At 72.4% G+C, this 15,597-nt stretch carries 13 protein-coding genes; 11 read left to right on the top strand and 2 right to left on the bottom strand.

The features are described 5' to 3' along the window. The first annotated feature begins 118 nt into the window (after positions 1–118). The 8 genes from AC07FJ_RS19040 (at position 119) to AC07FJ_RS19005 (ending at position 7,621) form a co-directional block, all read left to right on the top strand. Complete coding sequence (locus AC07FJ_RS19040) at positions 119–1,657, top strand: sensor histidine kinase (protein WP_479050323.1); 1,539 nt, start codon at positions 119–121, stop codon at positions 1,655–1,657. After that, positions 1,654–2,055 (top strand): roadblock/LC7 domain-containing protein, encoded by a 402-nt coding sequence (locus AC07FJ_RS19035; protein ID WP_355366355.1) that lies wholly within the window; start codon positions 1,654–1,656, stop codon positions 2,053–2,055. The genes AC07FJ_RS19040 and AC07FJ_RS19035 overlap by 4 nt, the downstream gene beginning before the upstream one ends. Further along, a complete protein-coding gene (locus tag AC07FJ_RS19030; RefSeq protein WP_479050321.1) occupies positions 2,052–2,435 on the top strand; it encodes a DUF742 domain-containing protein in 384 nt (127 codons plus the stop codon). Before AC07FJ_RS19035 ends, AC07FJ_RS19030 begins: the two co-directional genes overlap by 4 nt. Further along, positions 2,416–3,066: a GTP-binding protein gene (locus AC07FJ_RS19025; protein ID WP_361423401.1), complete on the top strand. Its 651-nt coding sequence runs from the start codon at positions 2,416–2,418 to the stop codon at positions 3,064–3,066. Before AC07FJ_RS19030 ends, AC07FJ_RS19025 begins: the two co-directional genes overlap by 20 nt. Beyond that, complete coding sequence (locus tag AC07FJ_RS19020) at positions 3,063–4,499, top strand: cytochrome P450 (protein WP_479050318.1); 1,437 nt, start codon at positions 3,063–3,065, stop codon at positions 4,497–4,499. Before AC07FJ_RS19025 ends, AC07FJ_RS19020 begins: the two co-directional genes overlap by 4 nt. A 167-nt stretch (positions 4,500–4,666) precedes the next feature. Beyond that, entirely contained in the window at positions 4,667–5,749 is a 1,083-nt protein-coding gene (locus AC07FJ_RS19015) for a selina-4(15),7(11)-diene synthase (RefSeq protein ID WP_479050316.1), read from the top strand. Further along, positions 5,746–7,083, top strand: a complete 1,338-nt coding sequence (locus AC07FJ_RS19010; RefSeq protein WP_479050314.1) for a cytochrome P450 — start codon at positions 5,746–5,748, stop codon at positions 7,081–7,083. Before AC07FJ_RS19015 ends, AC07FJ_RS19010 begins: the two co-directional genes overlap by 4 nt. 61 nt (positions 7,084–7,144) lie before the next feature. After that, a complete protein-coding gene (locus tag AC07FJ_RS19005) occupies positions 7,145–7,621 on the top strand; it encodes an NUDIX hydrolase (RefSeq protein ID WP_479050312.1) in 477 nt (158 codons plus the stop codon). A gap of 16 nt (positions 7,622–7,637) precedes the next feature. Here the strand turns inward: AC07FJ_RS19005 and AC07FJ_RS19000 are convergent, their stop codons facing one another. Beyond that, the gene (locus tag AC07FJ_RS19000) at positions 7,638–9,713 is read right to left on the bottom strand and encodes an MMPL family transporter (RefSeq protein ID WP_479050310.1); all 2,076 of its coding nucleotides are present in this window, start codon (positions 9,711–9,713) and stop codon (positions 7,638–7,640) included. Between the two features lie 89 nt (positions 9,714–9,802). On the opposite strand from AC07FJ_RS19000, the gene AC07FJ_RS18995 reads away from it, so the two are divergent. The 3 genes from AC07FJ_RS18995 (at position 9,803) to AC07FJ_RS18985 (ending at position 12,550) form a co-directional block, all read left to right on the top strand. Next, positions 9,803–10,297 (top strand): MarR family winged helix-turn-helix transcriptional regulator, encoded by a 495-nt coding sequence (locus AC07FJ_RS18995; protein ID WP_479050308.1) that lies wholly within the window; start codon positions 9,803–9,805, stop codon positions 10,295–10,297. Between the two features lie 101 nt (positions 10,298–10,398). Beyond that, positions 10,399–11,730, top strand: a complete 1,332-nt coding sequence (locus AC07FJ_RS18990) for a cytochrome P450 (protein WP_479050306.1) — start codon at positions 10,399–10,401, stop codon at positions 11,728–11,730. Between the two features lie 100 nt (positions 11,731–11,830). Continuing rightward, the gene (locus AC07FJ_RS18985) at positions 11,831–12,550 is read left to right on the top strand and encodes a lysophospholipid acyltransferase family protein (RefSeq protein WP_479050304.1); all 720 of its coding nucleotides are present in this window, start codon (positions 11,831–11,833) and stop codon (positions 12,548–12,550) included. Positions 12,551–12,565: 15 nt separating this feature from the next. Here the strand turns inward: AC07FJ_RS18985 and AC07FJ_RS18980 are convergent, their stop codons facing one another. Beyond that, entirely contained in the window at positions 12,566–15,589 is a 3,024-nt protein-coding gene (locus AC07FJ_RS18980) for a carbohydrate binding domain-containing protein (protein ID WP_479050302.1), read from the bottom strand. Positions 15,590–15,597: the final 8 nt, after the last annotated feature.

Here is a 15,597-nt window from a genome sequence, read left to right as displayed (position 1 = left end):
CCGCCGCATACAGATCGCGCCAAAGGTGTGACCCGCCGTCAATCCCCTTGACTTCCAGGGGCTATGCTCCCGCCCGTCGTCATATGATCTTTCTCGTTCGATGGGTTTGAGGGTGCTGATGGTCCGTGAGGAATCGTCGCCCGGAAGTGGAAGCCCGCGGTCCGCGGCCTCTTTCGTGTGGCTTCTGCCCGCCGCTCTGACCGCCGTCGCCGCAGGTGTCACGGTGGCTCTGGTCTCCGCCCCGGCGCGCGTACCGGTCGGCGTCATCGGCGCCGTCGCCGCCCTCGCGCTCGCCGCCATGGGCGCCGAGGCGGCCCGCCGCGGGCGGGTGATCGAACAGCTGGAGCGCTCCGTCGCCGCCCGCGACACGGCCCTGGCCCGGCGGAACGCCGAGACCGCGCACCTGGCCGGAACCCTGCTGCCGGACGCCGTCGAGCGGCTGCGCCGGGGCGAGTTCCCCGAGGACGTGCTCGCCTCGCTCACCGCGCCCGAGGAACACCGCGCGGTCGTACGCGTCGTCGTGGACGCGGTCGTCGCCGAGGAGGACCTGCGCGAGTCCGCGCAGCGCGCCTTCGTGAACATCGCCCGACGGGTTCAGGCCATCGTGCACCAGCAGGCCCAGGAGCTCCGGCAGATGGAGGACCGCCACGGCAACAACCCCCAGGTCTTCGGCGATCTGCTGCGCATCGACCACGGCACCGCGCTGATCGGCCGGCTCGCCGACTCCATCGCCGTGCTCGGCGGTGCCCGCCCCGGACGCCAGTGGAGCCGGGCCGTGCCCCTGTACAGCGTGCTGCGCGGCGCCATGTCCCGGATCCTGGACTACCAGCGCGTGGAGCTGCACTCCGTCACCGAGGTCGCCGTCACCGGCCCGGCCGTCGAGCCGCTGATCCACGCGCTCGCCGAGCTCCTCGACAACGCCACGCGCTACTCGCCGCCGCAGACCAAGGTCCATCTGACCGCCGTGGAGGTGCAGTCCGGCATCGCCGTGGAGATCGAGGACGGCGGCGTCTCCATGAGCGAGGAGGCCCGCAAGCGGGCCGAACGCATGCTGCGCCAGGCCCAGCAGGGCATCGACCTCAACGACCTCGGCGAGACGCCGCGCCTCGGCCTCGCCGTGGTGGGCCGGCTGGCGCAGGCGTACGGCTTCCAGGTCTCGCTGCGCCCGTCCGCGTACGGCGGTGTCCGGGCCGTCGTGGTGGTGCCGCAGGAGCTGATCACCACCGTCGCCTCCGCGAGCGGCCTCGCCCACGGCATCGGCGCCTCGTCCGTCCCGCGGACGACGGTGCCGGAGGCGCCCGCCCTGCCGGGGCCGGCCGCCGACCCCGCCGCCGCTCCCGCCGGAGGCACCACCACCGCCGCCGCCTCCGCCGCGCGTGCCGCCGCCACCGGCCCCGTCGCGGACGACCACACGCCGGCCGTGACCGCGCGCACCCCGAACGGGCTGCCGCAGCGGCGCCGCAAGAAGCCCGCACCGGGCACGCCCGCCGCACCGGCCGCGTCCGGCACACCCGCCGCGTCGGCACCGCCGACGCCCACCGCCGCTCCCGACCAGGAGCCCTCACCTCAGGTGCAACCCGGAATGTGGCTGGCCGCGTTCCAGAGCGGCCTGACCGGGGAGCCCACCGACGCAAGCAAGGGGAACACTCAGCCATGATCAAGCAGCAGGCCAATATGGACTGGATGCTCAAGGATCTCGCGGAAGGCGTGCCGCAGACCAGGCACGTGGTCGTGCTCTCCGCCGACGGTCTGCGCATGGCCCAGTACGGCACGGACGACGACACGGCGGACCGGCTCGCCGCCGCCTGCGCCGGCCTGCAGTCGCTGGCCGGCGCGGTCGCCACCGAACTCCCCGGCAGCGACGGCCGGATGCGGCTGGTGGTCATCGAGATGAACGGCGGCTTCTTCTACCTGATGGCGGCGGGCACCGGCGCGTACCTCGCCGTGCTCGCCGACGAGGGCGTCGACGCCGGGCTGATGGGTCAGCGCATGCGCGACCTCGTACTGCGGATCGGAGAGCACCTGAGCAGTCCGCCGCGCCGGGACGCCGAGTGAGCGACGCGGGCGGCGGAGGCGGCGCCACCGGCGCGGACTGGGAGGAGACGAGCCCCGAGCGGCTGTACGTCATCACGGGCGGCCGCAGCGGAGCCTCCGCGGCCGCCGCGGCCCTCGACCTGGTCACGCTGATCGTGGCCAGGTCCGGCGCGCGGCCCGGGATGCAGCCGGAGCACGCGGCGATCGTCCAGCTGTGCCAGGCACCGCTGTCGGTCGCCGAGATCTCCGCGTACCTGGGCCTCCCGGTCAGTGTCGTCACCGTCCTGCTCGGCGACCTCATCGCCGACAACCGGGTCGTCGCCCGCGCCCCCGTCCCACCCGCCCGACTCCCCGACCGCGCGTTGATTGAGGCAGTGATCGATGGACTTCAAAAGCTCTGAGCAGTACGGCTCTGAGCAGGCAGGCGCGCCGGTGGCGCGCGGGCCGCGGAGCGAGGACGTGCTGCCCGCGACGGCCACCACCGCCGTGAAGGTGGTCATCGTGGGCGGCTTCGGCGTCGGCAAGACGACGCTGGTCGGCTCGGTGAGCGAGATCCGGCCGCTGACGACCGAGGAGACGATGACGCAGGCCGGGGTCGGCGTCGACGACACCTCCGGGGTCGACGGCAAGACGTCGACGACGGTCGCCATGGACTTCGGCCGCATCAGCATCAACGACCAGTTGGTGCTCTACCTGTTCGGCACGCCGGGCCAGGAGCGCTTCTGGTTCCTGTGGCGCGGCCTGTTCGAGGGCGCGCTGGGCGCCGTGGTTCTGGTGGACACGCGCCGCCTGGAGGTCAGCTTCGACGTGATCGGGCGGCTGGAGGAGCGCGGGGTGCCGTTCGTGGTGGCCGTCAACTCCTTCCCGGACGCGCCGACGTACCCGGTGGAGGAGCTGCGCACGGCGCTGGACCTGCCGTATTCGGTGCCGATCCTGCCGTGCGACGCGCGCGAACGCGGCTCCGCCAAGGACGTCCTGATGACGCTGATGCGCTACCTCCAGACCCTCGCCACGACGCAGGAGGCGTCATGACCACGCCGCACCCCCACACCACCGACACCACCGGCTCCTTCCCGGCCCCGCCGCCGGGCTGCCCGGCGCACGGCATGGCCCCTGATCAGCTGCACCGACTGTACGGCCCGGTCGCCGAGGCCGACCCGAGCGCCCTGTACGAAGCGCTCCGAAAGGAGCACGGCCCGGTGGCGCCGGTGCTCCTCCATGGCGACTTGCCGGCGTGGCTGGTGCTGGGGCACCGGGAGAACCTCGAGGTGATGCGCTCGCCGTCGCGGTTCTCGAACGACTCGCGGCTGTGGCGCATGTTCCGGGAGAACCGCGTACCCGCCGACTCCCCGCTTAGGCCCATGGTGGAATGGCAGCCGCTCTGCGTCTTCGCGGACGGCGAGGAGCACGACCGGCTGCGCTCGGCCGTACGGGACGGTCTGGACCAGTTCGACCGCCGGGGCATCCGCCGCTACGTCATCCGGTACACCAACCAGCTGGTCGACTCGTTCGCCGCGGCCGGGCAGGCCGATCTGATCGGTGACTTCGCCGAGAAGCTGCCCATGCTGGTGATGACGCAGCTCTTCGGCATGCCGGAGGAGTACGGGCCCCGCCTGGTGGACGCCGCCCTCGACCTGATGAAGGGCACGGAAACGGCCCTCGCCAGCAACGAGTTCGTGGTCACGACGCTGCGCACGCTCGCCGAGCGCAAGAAGACCGGTCCCGGGCACGACTTCGCGAGCCGGCTCATCGACCACCCCGCCGGGCTCTCCGACGACGAGGTACTGGAGCATCTGCGGCTGGTGCTCGTCGCCGCCAACGAGACCACGGTCAACCTGATCGGGAACACCCTGCGCCTGGTGCTCACGGACCGCCGGTTCCGCGCCAGCCTGGCGGGCGGTCACATGACGCTGCCGGACGCGCTGGAGCAGGTGCTGTGGGATGATCCGCCGCTGTCCGCGATCACGGGCCGGTGGGCGACGGGTGACACCGTCCTCGGTGGTCAGCGGATCCAGGCGGGCGACATGCTGCTGCTGGGGCTCGCGGCGGGGAACGTCGACCCGGCGATCCGACCGGATCCGACGACCCCCCTCCAGGGCAACCGGGCCCATCTGGCGTTCAGCAGCGGTCCGCACGAGTGCCCGGGGCAGGACATCGGCCGGGCCATCGCGGATACCGGGATCGACACCCTGCTGGCGAGGCTGCCGGATCTCCAGCTGGCCGTGGCGGAGGGCGAGTTGCGGTCGCGGGCGGCGTGGCTGTCGAAGCGGCTGGAGGCACTGCCCGTACGGTTCACGCCACCACAAGAGGCGCGGGAGGGTAACGGGAAGAAGCCCGCCGACTTCGCCTCCACCATGCCGGGCCCGCTTCCGGAAGCGGTGCCGGTCGCCGTACCGCCCACGGCTGAACGGGAGCGTCCGGCGCGGGTGCCGTGGTGGAAGTCGCTCTTCCAGCGAGGGCGATGACGACGTAAGAGCCGCCGTTTACCTGGGTGATTGTCCTATTGGATGATCGGAATCCGGTCACTACGATGCGTCAGAGTTGATCACTCTGAGGTGTGGGAGACGTGTGTGACGCCGGTGCCGGTAGAGCACACGTCGCCCTCTCCCCCCATGTCACAAGGGAGGCCGCAGTGGGCCCCGGGCTCATCGTTCCGCCGATCTACTCCCCCATTCCCCCGGCGATACACCCCCGCCACGCGGAGATAGACGTACAGACGGCCGCTTGGGCGGAAACGTTTCGCATCGGGTCCGAGGAGCTGCGCGGGCGCCTCGTACGCCAGGACATCGGCACGTTCTGCGCCCGCATCCTCCCCGAGGGCCGCGAGGAAGTGGTGTCCCTCCTCGCGGACTTCGTGCTGTGGCTCTTCGGCGTCGACGACGGACACTGCGAGGAGGGCGAGCTCGGCCACCGGCCGGGCGACCTCGCCGGACTCCTGCACCAGCTGCTCCGGGTCGCCCAGAACCCCGAGGCCCCCCTCCTCCAGGACGACCCCCTCGCCGCGGGCCTGCGCGACCTGCGCATGCGCGTCGACCGGTACGGCACCGCCGGGCAGGCGGCCCGCTGGGTGGACGCCCTGCGCGAGTACTTCTTCTCGGTCGTCTGGGAGGCGTCCCACCGCCGCGCGGGCACCGTGCCCGACCTGAACGACTACACCCTCATGCGCCTGTACGACGGAGCGACCTCCGTGGTGCTGCCCATGCTGGAGATGGGGTACGGCTACGAACTCCAGCCCCACGAACGGGACCACACGGCGGTGCGCGCCGCCGCCGAGATGGCGTCGTTCATCATCACCTGGGACAACGACATCTTCTCGTACCACAAGGAGAAGGCCGGTTCGGGCTACTACCTCAACGTCCTGCGCGTCCTGGAACACCACGAGAAGCTCACCCCGCAGGACGCCCTGACCACCGCCATCGCACAGCGGGACCGGGTGATGTGCCTGTTCCTGCGGCTCACCGAACACCTCTCCCGGAACGGGAGCCCGCAGCTGCGCCGGTACCTTGCGAGCCTGGCCAGCTTCATCCGGGGCGCCCAGGACTGGGGCATCAGCTCCGTGCGCTACACCACGCCGGACGACCCGGCGCACATGCCGTCGGTCTTCAGCGACCGGCCCACCGACGCCGGCACCGAACCGCTCGGCATCCCCGTGGTCGCCTGGTGGTGGAGCCTCCCGGCCGCCTCGACCCTCCCGCAGCAAAGGATTCTCCGGTGACAACCGCTGTGGCCTCCGTTCCCCGCGCCCCCGGCGCCGTCCCCCTCCTCGGACACGCCCTGAAGCTGTGGCGCGATCCCCTCGGCTTCCTCACCTCGCTGCGGGAGACCGGCGACCTGGTCCAGGTCAACCTCGGCACCATGCCCGTCTACATCGCCACGTCCGCCGAGCTCATCCACGAGGTGACGGTCCGACAGGCCCGCAGCTTCGAGAAGGGCAGGCTCTTCGACCGGCTGCGCCCGCTCGCGGGCAACGGCCTGGCCACGGCCGGTGGCGAGGTGCACCGCAAGCACCGCCGGCTGATCCAGCCCATGTTCCACCCGCAGCGCATCACCGCCTACGCCGAGATCATGAGCGACAACGCCCGTGCCCTGGCGGACTCCTGGACGGCCGGCCAGGAGATCGAGCTGGAGCAGGCGATGGCCGAGTACGCCATCGAGACGCTCGCCTCGACGCTGTTCTCCCTGGACATCGGGTTGCCCGCGGTGGAGGCTGTGCGCGAGAACCTGCCCGTCGTCCTGAAGAACATGCTGATACGGGCGGCCTCCCCCAAGTTCCTGGACCGGCTGCCCATCCGCGCCAACCGCGACTTCGACACGGCGGCCGCGACCCTGCGGAAGGTGATCGACGAAGTCGTCGCCACCACCCGGGAGACGGGGCCCACCGACCGCAACGACCTGCTGACCGTGCTGCTCGCCGCCCGCGACACCGAGACCGGCGAGTCGCTGACCGACACCGAGGTCAGGGACGAGCTGAGCACGATCCTCTTCGCCGGGGCGGAGACCACGGCGTCGACGCTCGCCTGGACCTTCCACGAACTGGCCCGCCACCCGGACGTCGAAAAGCAGCTGGTGGCCGAGATCGAGGAGGTCGTCGGTGACCGCCCGGTCGCCATCGAGGACGTCCCCCGGCTGGTCGCCGTCCGGCGGGTGCTCGACGAGGTGATCCGGCTGCACGGCGTCACCATGCTGATGCGCCGTACCACCGCCCCCGTCGAACTGGGCGGGCACAGCCTGCCCGTCGGCACCGAAGTGGCGTTCAGCCTCTACGCCATGCACCGGAGCCCGGATCTGTACGAGGAGCCCGAGCGGTTCGACCCCGACCGCTGGCTGCCGGAGCGCCGGGCGGAGATCCCGCGACAGGCGTACATCCCGTTCGGCGCGGGCAACCGCAAGTGCATCGGCGACGCCTTCGTCTGGACGGAGGCGACGATCGCGCTGGCCACGATCCTCGCCCGCTGGCAGCTGCGGCCCGTTCCCGGCCACACCCCTCGCGAGGTGGCCTCCGCGGTGGCCCACCCCGACCGCGTCCCCATGACGGTGCTCCCCCGCTGAGCCGAAGTACCGCCCCCGCGGCGGGCGTTCGCACGCCCGCCGCGTCGCGTAGGGTCGGCGGATGGAGACGACGCACCGGCCCGCCACCCGGGTCATATGCCTGGACGCCGCCCACCGCCTGCTGTTGATGCGCTGGCGTGATCCGCACTCCGGAAACCGGCTCTGGGAGCCGCCCGGCGGTGGGATCGAGTCCGGTGAGACGCCGCTCGTGGCGGCGCGGCGCGAGCTGGCCGAGGAGACCGGGCTCGACCCGGCGGCCGTCTTGGACCGGTCGGTGCCGGTCGACCGCGACACGTGGTGGAACGGCAGGCACCACACCGGCACGGAGCTCTTCTTCGTGGCCCGTTTCACCGAGGAGCGGCCCCCGTTGTCACGGTCCGGTCTGCTCCCCGCCGAACTGGCCAGCCTGGACACGCACGCCTGGGTCCCCTGGCCCGAGCTGGGAGCGTTGTCGGATCCCATCGAGCCGCCGCAGCTGCCGGACGTGCTGCGCGCCCTGGTGCCCGACGGCCCGTGGGGCGCGCCGGGCCGTCGGTGAGCGCCGCGGCCGGCCCTCAGCGCTTCCGGGTCAGGGCGCTCGGCCACCACGCCCTCGGGCCGGTGTCGATCACCAGCGCCGGCACCAGGAGGGACCGGACGACCAGGGTGTCGAGGAGGACGCCGAAGGCGACGATGAAGGCGATCTGCACCAGGAACGCCAAGGGGATGACCATCAGCGCGGCGAAGGTGGCCGCGAGGACGACGCCCGCCGAGGTGATGACGCCGCCGGTGGTCGTCAGGCCCCGCAGCACGCCCTGCCGGGTTCCGTGGGCGAGCGCCTCCTCCCGTACGCGTGACATCAGGAAGATGTTGTAGTCGACGCCCAGCGCCACCAGGAACACGAAGCCGTAGAGCGGCACCGAGGCGTCCGTTCCGCTGAAGCCGAGGAGGTTCTCGAAGACCAGCGCCGATACGCCGAGGGTCGCCAGGAAGTTGAGCGCGACCGTCGCGACCAGCAGCACCGGAACCAGCAGCGAGCGCAGGAGCGCCACCAGGATGAGCAGGATGATGCCCAGGACGACGGGCACGATGACCGACCGGTCCCGGGCGGCCGTCCGCTGCGTGTCGTACTGCTGCGCCGTGTAGCCGCCGACCAGGGCGTCCGCGTCCGGCACGGCGTGGACGCGCTCGCGCAGACGGTGGATCGTGTCCTTGGCGGCGTCGCCGTCCGCCGCGTCCGCCAGCGTGGCGTCGATGCGTACGCGCCCGTCGACGACCAGCGGCGGGCCGTCCGGCCGACCGGACGCCGAGCGGGTGGTTGCGGCGGCCACGCCCTCGGTGTCCCGCGCGGCGGCGACGACCTCCCCGGCGCGGTCCGCGCGCGCGATGATCATCGCGGGATTGCCGGAGCCGCCGGGGAAGTGCTCGCCGAGGGTGCGCTGGGCGGCCACGGACGGGGCGTCGTTGACGAAGATCTCGTCGAGGGGGACGCCCTTGGAGGACAGCCCGGGTGACAGCGCCGCGAAGAAGGTGAGGACCACGGCGGTGGAGACCCACACCCGCCGTGGCGCGCGGTCCACCAGCGCGGCGACGCGCCGCCACACACCGTGCCCCTCCACCGTGGCGTCCGACGGCTTGGGCCGGGAGGGCCAGAAGGCCGCGCGGCCCAGCAGGGCGAGCACCGCGGGGAGGAACGTCAGCACGGACAGGACCGCGCACACGATGCCGATGGCGCCGACCGGTCCCAGGGCGCGGTTGTTGGTGAGGTCGCTCGCCAGGAGGGCCAGCAGGCCCATCGCCACGGTGGCGGCGCTCGCGACCACGGCGCCGAACGAGCGGCGTACGGCGGCCCGTACGGAGGCGACGGGGTCCTTCCGTACCGCGAGCTCCTCGCGGAAGCGCGCGGTGACCAGCAGGGCGTAGTCGGTGGCGGCTCCGATGACCAGGATGGAGAGGATGCCCTGCACCTGCCCGTCCACCCGTACGAGGTCGCGTTGCGCCAGCGCGTAGACCACCGCGCACGCGAGTCCCAGCGCGAACACCGCCCCCAGGATGATCACCAGGGGGAGCAGCACGCTCCGGTAGACGAGCAGCAGGATCAGCAGCACGGCGATGAGCGCCACCCCGAGCAGCAGCCCGTCGATGCCGGCGAACGCGTCGGAGAGGTCGGCCTGGCTCGCGGCCGGCCCGGCGATGTGCACGGAGGTGCCGGGAACGGCCTCGGCCGCCTCGCGGACCTGGTCCAGTACGGCGGGCAGCTCGTCGCCGAGGTTCCGTTCCAGCGGCACGACCGCCTGCATCGCCTCGCCGTCCTCGGAGACCAGCGCGGGTGAGGGCCGCCCGCCGACGCCGGGGCGGCCGGCCAGTCCCTCGACCGCGCGGGCGGCGGCCTGCCGCTGCGCCGCGCCGACCTGTTCGCCCTCCGCCGTCCACACGACGATCGCGGGGACCGTCCCGGTCCGGTCGAACGCCTTCCCCGCCTCCAGTACGCGGGTGGACTCGGCGCTGCGCGGCAGGAACGCGGCCTGGTCCTTGGTGGACACCTCGCCCAGCTTGCCCGCGTAGGGGCCGAGGGTGCCGCCCACGCCCAGCCAGACGATCAGGAGGACGAGCGGGACCAGCCACCGGGGCCAGCGCGGTGTGTTTCTCATCGGAAGGAAAACCCCAGCCTGAAGGACCGGTTGAGAAAGTGTCTCAACCATCGATTATCTTGATGATGAAGAGATCATATGCTGAAGGCATGCGCAGTCCTGACACCCCTCCTTCCCCGGTTCCTTCGGACGATCCGACCGGCCTGCAGGCGTTCGCCGTACTGCTGCGCCAGATGAACGGCGAGTTCAACCGCATCGCCCAGGAGTTCGCACAGGCGCAGGGGCTGCACCTGACGGATGTCCAGGCGCTGATCGCGGTCCTGGACGGCGACCGGGACGGCGACTCCGAGCCGATGACGCCCGGCAGGCTGCGCAAGCAGCTCAACCTCACCTCCGGCGCCATGACCGCGTGCCTGGACCGGCTGGAGAAGGCGGGCCACCTCCGGCGCGTGAGGGCCGCCGACGACCGCAGGGTGGTGCACCTGCACTACGCCGAGGCGGGCAGGCGCCTCGCCCAGGACTACTTCCGGCCCCTCGCCCAGGGCACGGACGCGGCGCGCGGCCGCTTCACCCGCGAGGAGCTGGGGGTGGTCGTACGGTTCCTGGCCGAACTCAACCGCCAACTCGCCGCGCTGCGCAGCTGAGGGCGTAGGACGGGCCGCCGCCGGGGTACCTCTGTCCCGTACGGTCCCCGGCGCCGCCGCGTCCGAGGGTCTGGTCCGAGCCGTCGAACAGGGGAAAGACTGTGGCCACCGAAGCCAGTGCGGACTCCCTCCCGGACACACCCGGAGCCGGGCGACCGGTCCCCGAAGCCGAGCCGGAGCTGGTGGAACGGTGGCGCTCCCGAGGGGGCGAGCTGGTCGACCTCCTGACCGACGTGCGCGAGCGGCTCGGTGGCGTCGCGGCGTTCCGCATCGGCCCGGCGCCCACGGTCCTCGTCACCGGGCCCGCGGCGGTCCAGCACGTCCTCGCCCACCACCCGGACGCCTACGTCAAGCGCTCCCACCGCGCCCGCCTGCTCGTCGGCGACGGGGTGCTCTCCGCCAGCGGCGAGGCGTGGAAGCGCCAGCGCCGCGTGCTCCAGGCGCAGTTCACCGGCACCGGCATGCGGCGCTACGAGGCGCGCATCACCGGCGCCGCCAGGACGACCGCCGGGCGCTGGGCGGAGTACGCCCGTACCGGCCGGACCTTCGACGTCCGGCGGGAGATGCACCGCTTCGCCCTCGACTCGATCTGGCGCTCGCTCACGGGGTACGCCCTCGACGACGAGACCGAGGACCGGCTGGTCTCGGTGACGGCCGTGGTCGCCGCCCTGCCGACCCTGCCCTCCGACGCCGCCGACGCCCGGGAGGCCGTCGCCGCCGACCTCGCGCGGATCGACGCGGTCGCGGGGTGCGCCATCGAGGCCGCCCGCCGCGGGGTTTCCGGGCCCGACGGGCCGGGCCTGCTGCGCGTCCTGCTCGACGCGGCCGGCGAGCACCCGGAGTACACCGAAGCACTGGTCCGCGACGAGCTGGTCACCCTGCTCGTGGCCGGGCACGAGACCACCGCCACCACCCTGACCTGGCTCTACCTGCTGCTCGACCGCCACCCCGGCCACCGCGAGCAGGCCCTCGCCGCCGGGGCGGAGGGGTCGGCGCCACGCCGCCGCGCGATCCAGGCCCTGATCCACGAGACGCTGCGGCTCTACCCGTCCGCCTGGATCCTGCCGCGCCACGCGGCCCGGGCGGACACCCTGACCGGTTACGCCGTCGAGGCGGGCACCGACCTCCTGGTCTGCCCCTACCTCACGCACCGGGACCCCGCTCTGTGGCCGGACCCGGAGCGGTTCGACCCCCGGCGCTTCACCACACCCGACGGCCGGCCGACCCGGCCGGGCTCCTACCTCCCCTTCGGCCTCGGGCCCCGCGCCTGCCTCGGTGCGCAGTTCGCGCTGCGGGAGACGACCGTGCTGCTCGAGCACCTCCTTCCGGCCCATACCGTGGCCTTCGACTCCGTTCCCCCGAAGACGTCGTACGGCATCACCGTCCGGCCCGAAGGCCCCACTCCCGCGTCCCTGCGTACGCCGCGCACCTGACGGCCCGAGGTACCCGGCGGGATCTGAGTACGCGTGCTCAGGACCGCCGCTCCCGGCTCGCCGACGATGAGGGTCACATCGTCGAGACCGGGAGAACCACATGCTCAGCCGCCTCGCCCACGCCTTGGTGCCCACGGTCGGACGCCTGTCCGTGTCGTCCGACGCGGACGGGGGCGCCGGCGGCGGCGCCTGCCGCGGCGCTCATGGCGGCACCGGTGCCGCCATCGCGCCGGGAAGCATCGTGGCGGCGAACCACACCTCGCTCGCCGACCCCGCCATCGTGCTGGCGGCGCTGCGCCGGCTCGGGGCCGAGCCGGTGGTCATGGCGGCCGCCGGGCTGTGGCGCGTACCGTTCCTCGGCGGCGCGCTCGCCCGTGAGGGTCACATCCCGGTGCACCGCGGGGACCGGCGGGCCGCGCGGGCACTGGACCTCGCCGCCGCCGCGCTGGACGAAGGGCGTGTGGTCCTCATCTACCCCGAGGGCGGCATCCCGCCGCGCGCGGGCGCCGCGGAAGCCGCGCCGGCCGCCTTCCGCAGCGGGTTGGCGCGGCTCGCCGAACGCACCGGCGCGCCCGTCGTGCCGGTCGGGCAGGCCGGGGCGCGCCGGGTCATGTCGGGGAGCGGGGCCAAGCAGCTGGCGGGCGTGCTCACGGCGCCGGTCCGCCGCCCCGCCCTGCACGTCCATGTCGGGGCGCCGATCGTGCTGACGGGCGACCGCGCCGCGCGTACGGCGCAGGCGCACGACGCGGTCACGGAAGCCTGGCGCACCGCGGCCGCCCGTCTCGGCGAGCTGGCCGCGCTCACCGTACTCGCCGCGTAGCGGCTCTCGGCGGGGCTACTTCAGGTAGGGCCCGGCCGTCCCGATCCTCCCCGGGCCGCCCAGGACGTAGACGCGCAGGTTGCCCTTGCCGGGGGCCGCCACGGTCAGCCTGCCGTCGGTGACGACACGGGTGTCGCCGGTCACCGCGTCGGTGTAGGTGCCGTTGGGGATGCCCGTGTAGGTGGCGCCGTGGGTGACGGTGACGAGGGCGAAGCTGTCGGTCGTACCGCTGGTGTAGCGGCGCTTGAAGGCCATCTCGCCGGTGATGCCCTGGGTGGAGTACTGGCCCGTCTGGAGGGCGGGGACGGCCCGGCGGATCTGGTTCAGCCGCTGTACGTGCTTGACCAGGGGCTGTTCCAGCGTGGTGGCGGCGGCGCCGGTGGCGGAGGCCACCTGGGAGAAGTCCGACGCCTTCACGTCACCGGTGATGTGGTCGCCGAAGTAGGCCCGGCCGGTGGTGGCGAGCGGGCAGGCCGGACCGCAGTCGATCTTCTTGCCCTTCCGGAACTCGATCTCCGAGCCGTAGTAGAGCGTCGGGATGCCGCGGAAGGTCCACATCAGCGACATGTTCTCCGCCCAGGCGTCGGTGCCCCCGGCATAGCGTTCGGCGCCCTTGTTGGGTCCGTAGTCGTGGCTGTCGACGTACACGACGTTGTAGGTGGCGTCGTCGTAGCTGTCGTCGGAGTCCTTGCCGTTGTGGAAGGCGTTGAGGGCGTCGCCGAAGTTCATGTGCATGCGCATGTCGATGACGTGCATGCCGGAGGACCGGCTGTGGTCGGGGGTCCGGTAGGTGTTGCCGTCGAGGAAGGCGTTGGCGGAGGTGGGCTGGCCCGTCGGCCCCGCCTGCTGTTCGTACGCGTACATCTCCAGCGCGGCCGCGGCGTCGTCGGCGCTGTACTCCTTGCGCTCCTTCCAAGTGAAGAACTGCGCGGAGTGGTTGACCGAGCCGCGGTTCCACTTGTCGTTGACGAAGGCGGCCACCTCGCCGAAGACGAAGAAGTTCTTCGCGGCCTCGGCGCCGTGCCGCTGCGTGACGCGTTCCTGGATGGCGGGCAGGAAGCGGCGGTTCCAGGTGGTGCGCGGGATGTGGACGGCCGTGTCGACGCGGAAGCCGTCGACACCCATGTCGATGTACTTGTTGTAGGCGCCGATCAGGTAGTTCTGCACGCGCGCGTTCTCGGTGTCGAAGTCGGCGAGGTCCTCGTGCAGCCAGCACGAACGGGAGTCCTCGCCCTCCCAGTTGCCGATCCAGCAGCCGTGGTAGAGGTCCTTGGGGAACATGCCCGAGGTGGGGCTGGGCCACTGGCAGTTGTAGACGGTGTAGCCCTCGGCGCTCTTGCCGCCGGTGGGCCTGCCCCAGTTGACGCAGGTGTTGCCGGCCGGTTCCGCCGTGGACCACAGGTCGCCGTTGTAGTACGACTTGCCGCTCTTGGGCTCGACGGTCAGGCCGTCGTACTCGAAGCCGGCCTGCTTCTCGTCGTAGTACCAGCTCCACTGGGAGTCGCGCACGCCGTAGACGGTGGGGACGAACAGGCCCTTCGCGCCCCAGCGGGAGGAGTGGTTGTAGACCACGTCCTGGTAGATCTTCATGCCCTTGGCGTGGGCGGCGTTGATCAGGTCCTGGTAGGAGGCTCCGGCGGACTCCAGGCGGGGGTCGACCTGGTAGAAGTCCCAGCCGTGGTAGCCGTGGTAGTCGTAGTCGGAGCGGTTCAGGACCACCGGGGTGACCCAGACGGCGGAGAAGCCCAGCCCCTTGATGTAGTCGAGCTTCTGCACCAGACCCTTGAAGTCGCCGCGGAACATGGGGTCGTCGTTCGCCGCGTTGCCCGACTTCTCGTGCTGGCCGCCGCCGCGGTTGTTGGACGCGTCCCCGTCGTGGAAGCGGGCGGTGAGGACGAAGTAGATGGGGTCCTTGCGCGGATCGGTGCCCAGCGGCTTGCCGGGCGCGGGTGCCGCCGGCCTGTCGCCGGTGGTGGCCGTCGCGGCCGCCGAGGGGGCCGAGACGTTGCCGGCGGCGTCGACGGCCTTCACGGTGTAGGTGTACGCCGTCCTCTCCTCCAGGTTCGCGTCGGTGAGGACCGTGGAGCCGACGTCGGTCACCGCCGTGCCCCGGGTGCCTCCGGTGCGGGTGACCTGGTACCGGGTGACGCCCCGGTCATCGGTGGCCGGCTCCCACGTCAGCACCACGGAGACGCCGTCCGCCCGGGCGGTGACCTTGGTGGGCGCGGTGGGCGCCTGCGTGTCGGGCACCTCGGCGGCGCAGGGGTCCTTGGCGTCCTTGGTGACGGTGCCGTCGGCGACGGTCGTCACCCCGGCGGGCAGGGTGTAGTCGGCGCCCTTGTTGTTGTCCCAGACGCCGTTGCCGTTGTTGAACGCGGCCCTCATCGAGGTGGCCGCCCCCAGGTCGAGGGATGCCTTCCACCAGCCGGCGCACGCGGCCCGCATGCCGGTCCCGGGTACGGCGGTCCAACCGCCGCCCGCGGGCTGGTAGTGGATGTTGGCCGTCGTCCAGCCGAGTGTCCGGGTGGAGTAGTAGACGGTGGCGGTGTTGCCCGGCCCCGGGGTGGGCGAGGGGCCGGGGGCGGAGCCGGAGCAGGGGTCGGAGTGGGCGATCACGCCGTCCTTGACGGTGATGCCACCCGTTCCGAGGTCGTAGTTCTTGCCACCGTTGTTGTCCCATACGCCCGCGCCGTCGGTGAACGTGGCCTGGAGCCCCTGGGCCGTGCCGAGGGACACGGTGGCCTTCGCCCAGTCCGTGCAGGCGGCTTCCATCCGCTGACCGGGCACCGTCGTCCAGGCGCCGCCGTCGGGCGCGTAATGCAGGTGGTACCGCGTCCAGTTCCTGGTCTTCGTGAAGTAGAAGACCGTGGCCGTGTTGCCGGCCGTGGCCGCCGCGGGCGCGGGAGCGGGCGCGGGCGCGGGAGCGGTCGCGGGCGCGATGGCACCGGGCGGTACGGCGGACAGCAGGCCGAGGGCGGCGCCGGCGGCGAGCGCGGCGGCCCACGGCCGTCTCAGGAGCCGTGTGGGGGTGCGTTTCATGACGTCTC

Source organism: Streptomyces sp. NPDC045998, from assembly GCF_056430285.1.
The sequence above is the reverse complement of the archived record's forward strand: the minus strand, read 5'-3'. Positions and strand labels throughout refer to the sequence as shown.

Coding starts and splice junctions, on each gene's coding strand:
- AC07FJ_RS19000 (WP_479050310.1), bottom strand. CDS start 9,713: ATGAGAAACACACCGCGCTGGCCCCGGTGGCTGGTCCCGCTCGTCCTC.
- AC07FJ_RS19025 (WP_361423401.1), top strand. CDS start 2,416: ATGGACTTCAAAAGCTCTGAGCAGTACGGCTCTGAGCAGGCAGGCGCG.
- AC07FJ_RS19020 (WP_479050318.1), top strand. CDS start 3,063: ATGACCACGCCGCACCCCCACACCACCGACACCACCGGCTCCTTCCCG.
- AC07FJ_RS19035 (WP_355366355.1), top strand. CDS start 1,654: ATGATCAAGCAGCAGGCCAATATGGACTGGATGCTCAAGGATCTCGCG.
- AC07FJ_RS18985 (WP_479050304.1), top strand. CDS start 11,831: ATGCTCAGCCGCCTCGCCCACGCCTTGGTGCCCACGGTCGGACGCCTG.
- AC07FJ_RS19005 (WP_479050312.1), top strand. CDS start 7,145: ATGGAGACGACGCACCGGCCCGCCACCCGGGTCATATGCCTGGACGCC.
- AC07FJ_RS18980 (WP_479050302.1), bottom strand. CDS start 15,589: ATGAAACGCACCCCCACACGGCTCCTGAGACGGCCGTGGGCCGCCGCG.
- AC07FJ_RS18995 (WP_479050308.1), top strand. CDS start 9,803: ATGCGCAGTCCTGACACCCCTCCTTCCCCGGTTCCTTCGGACGATCCG.
- AC07FJ_RS19040 (WP_479050323.1), top strand. CDS start 119: ATGGTCCGTGAGGAATCGTCGCCCGGAAGTGGAAGCCCGCGGTCCGCG.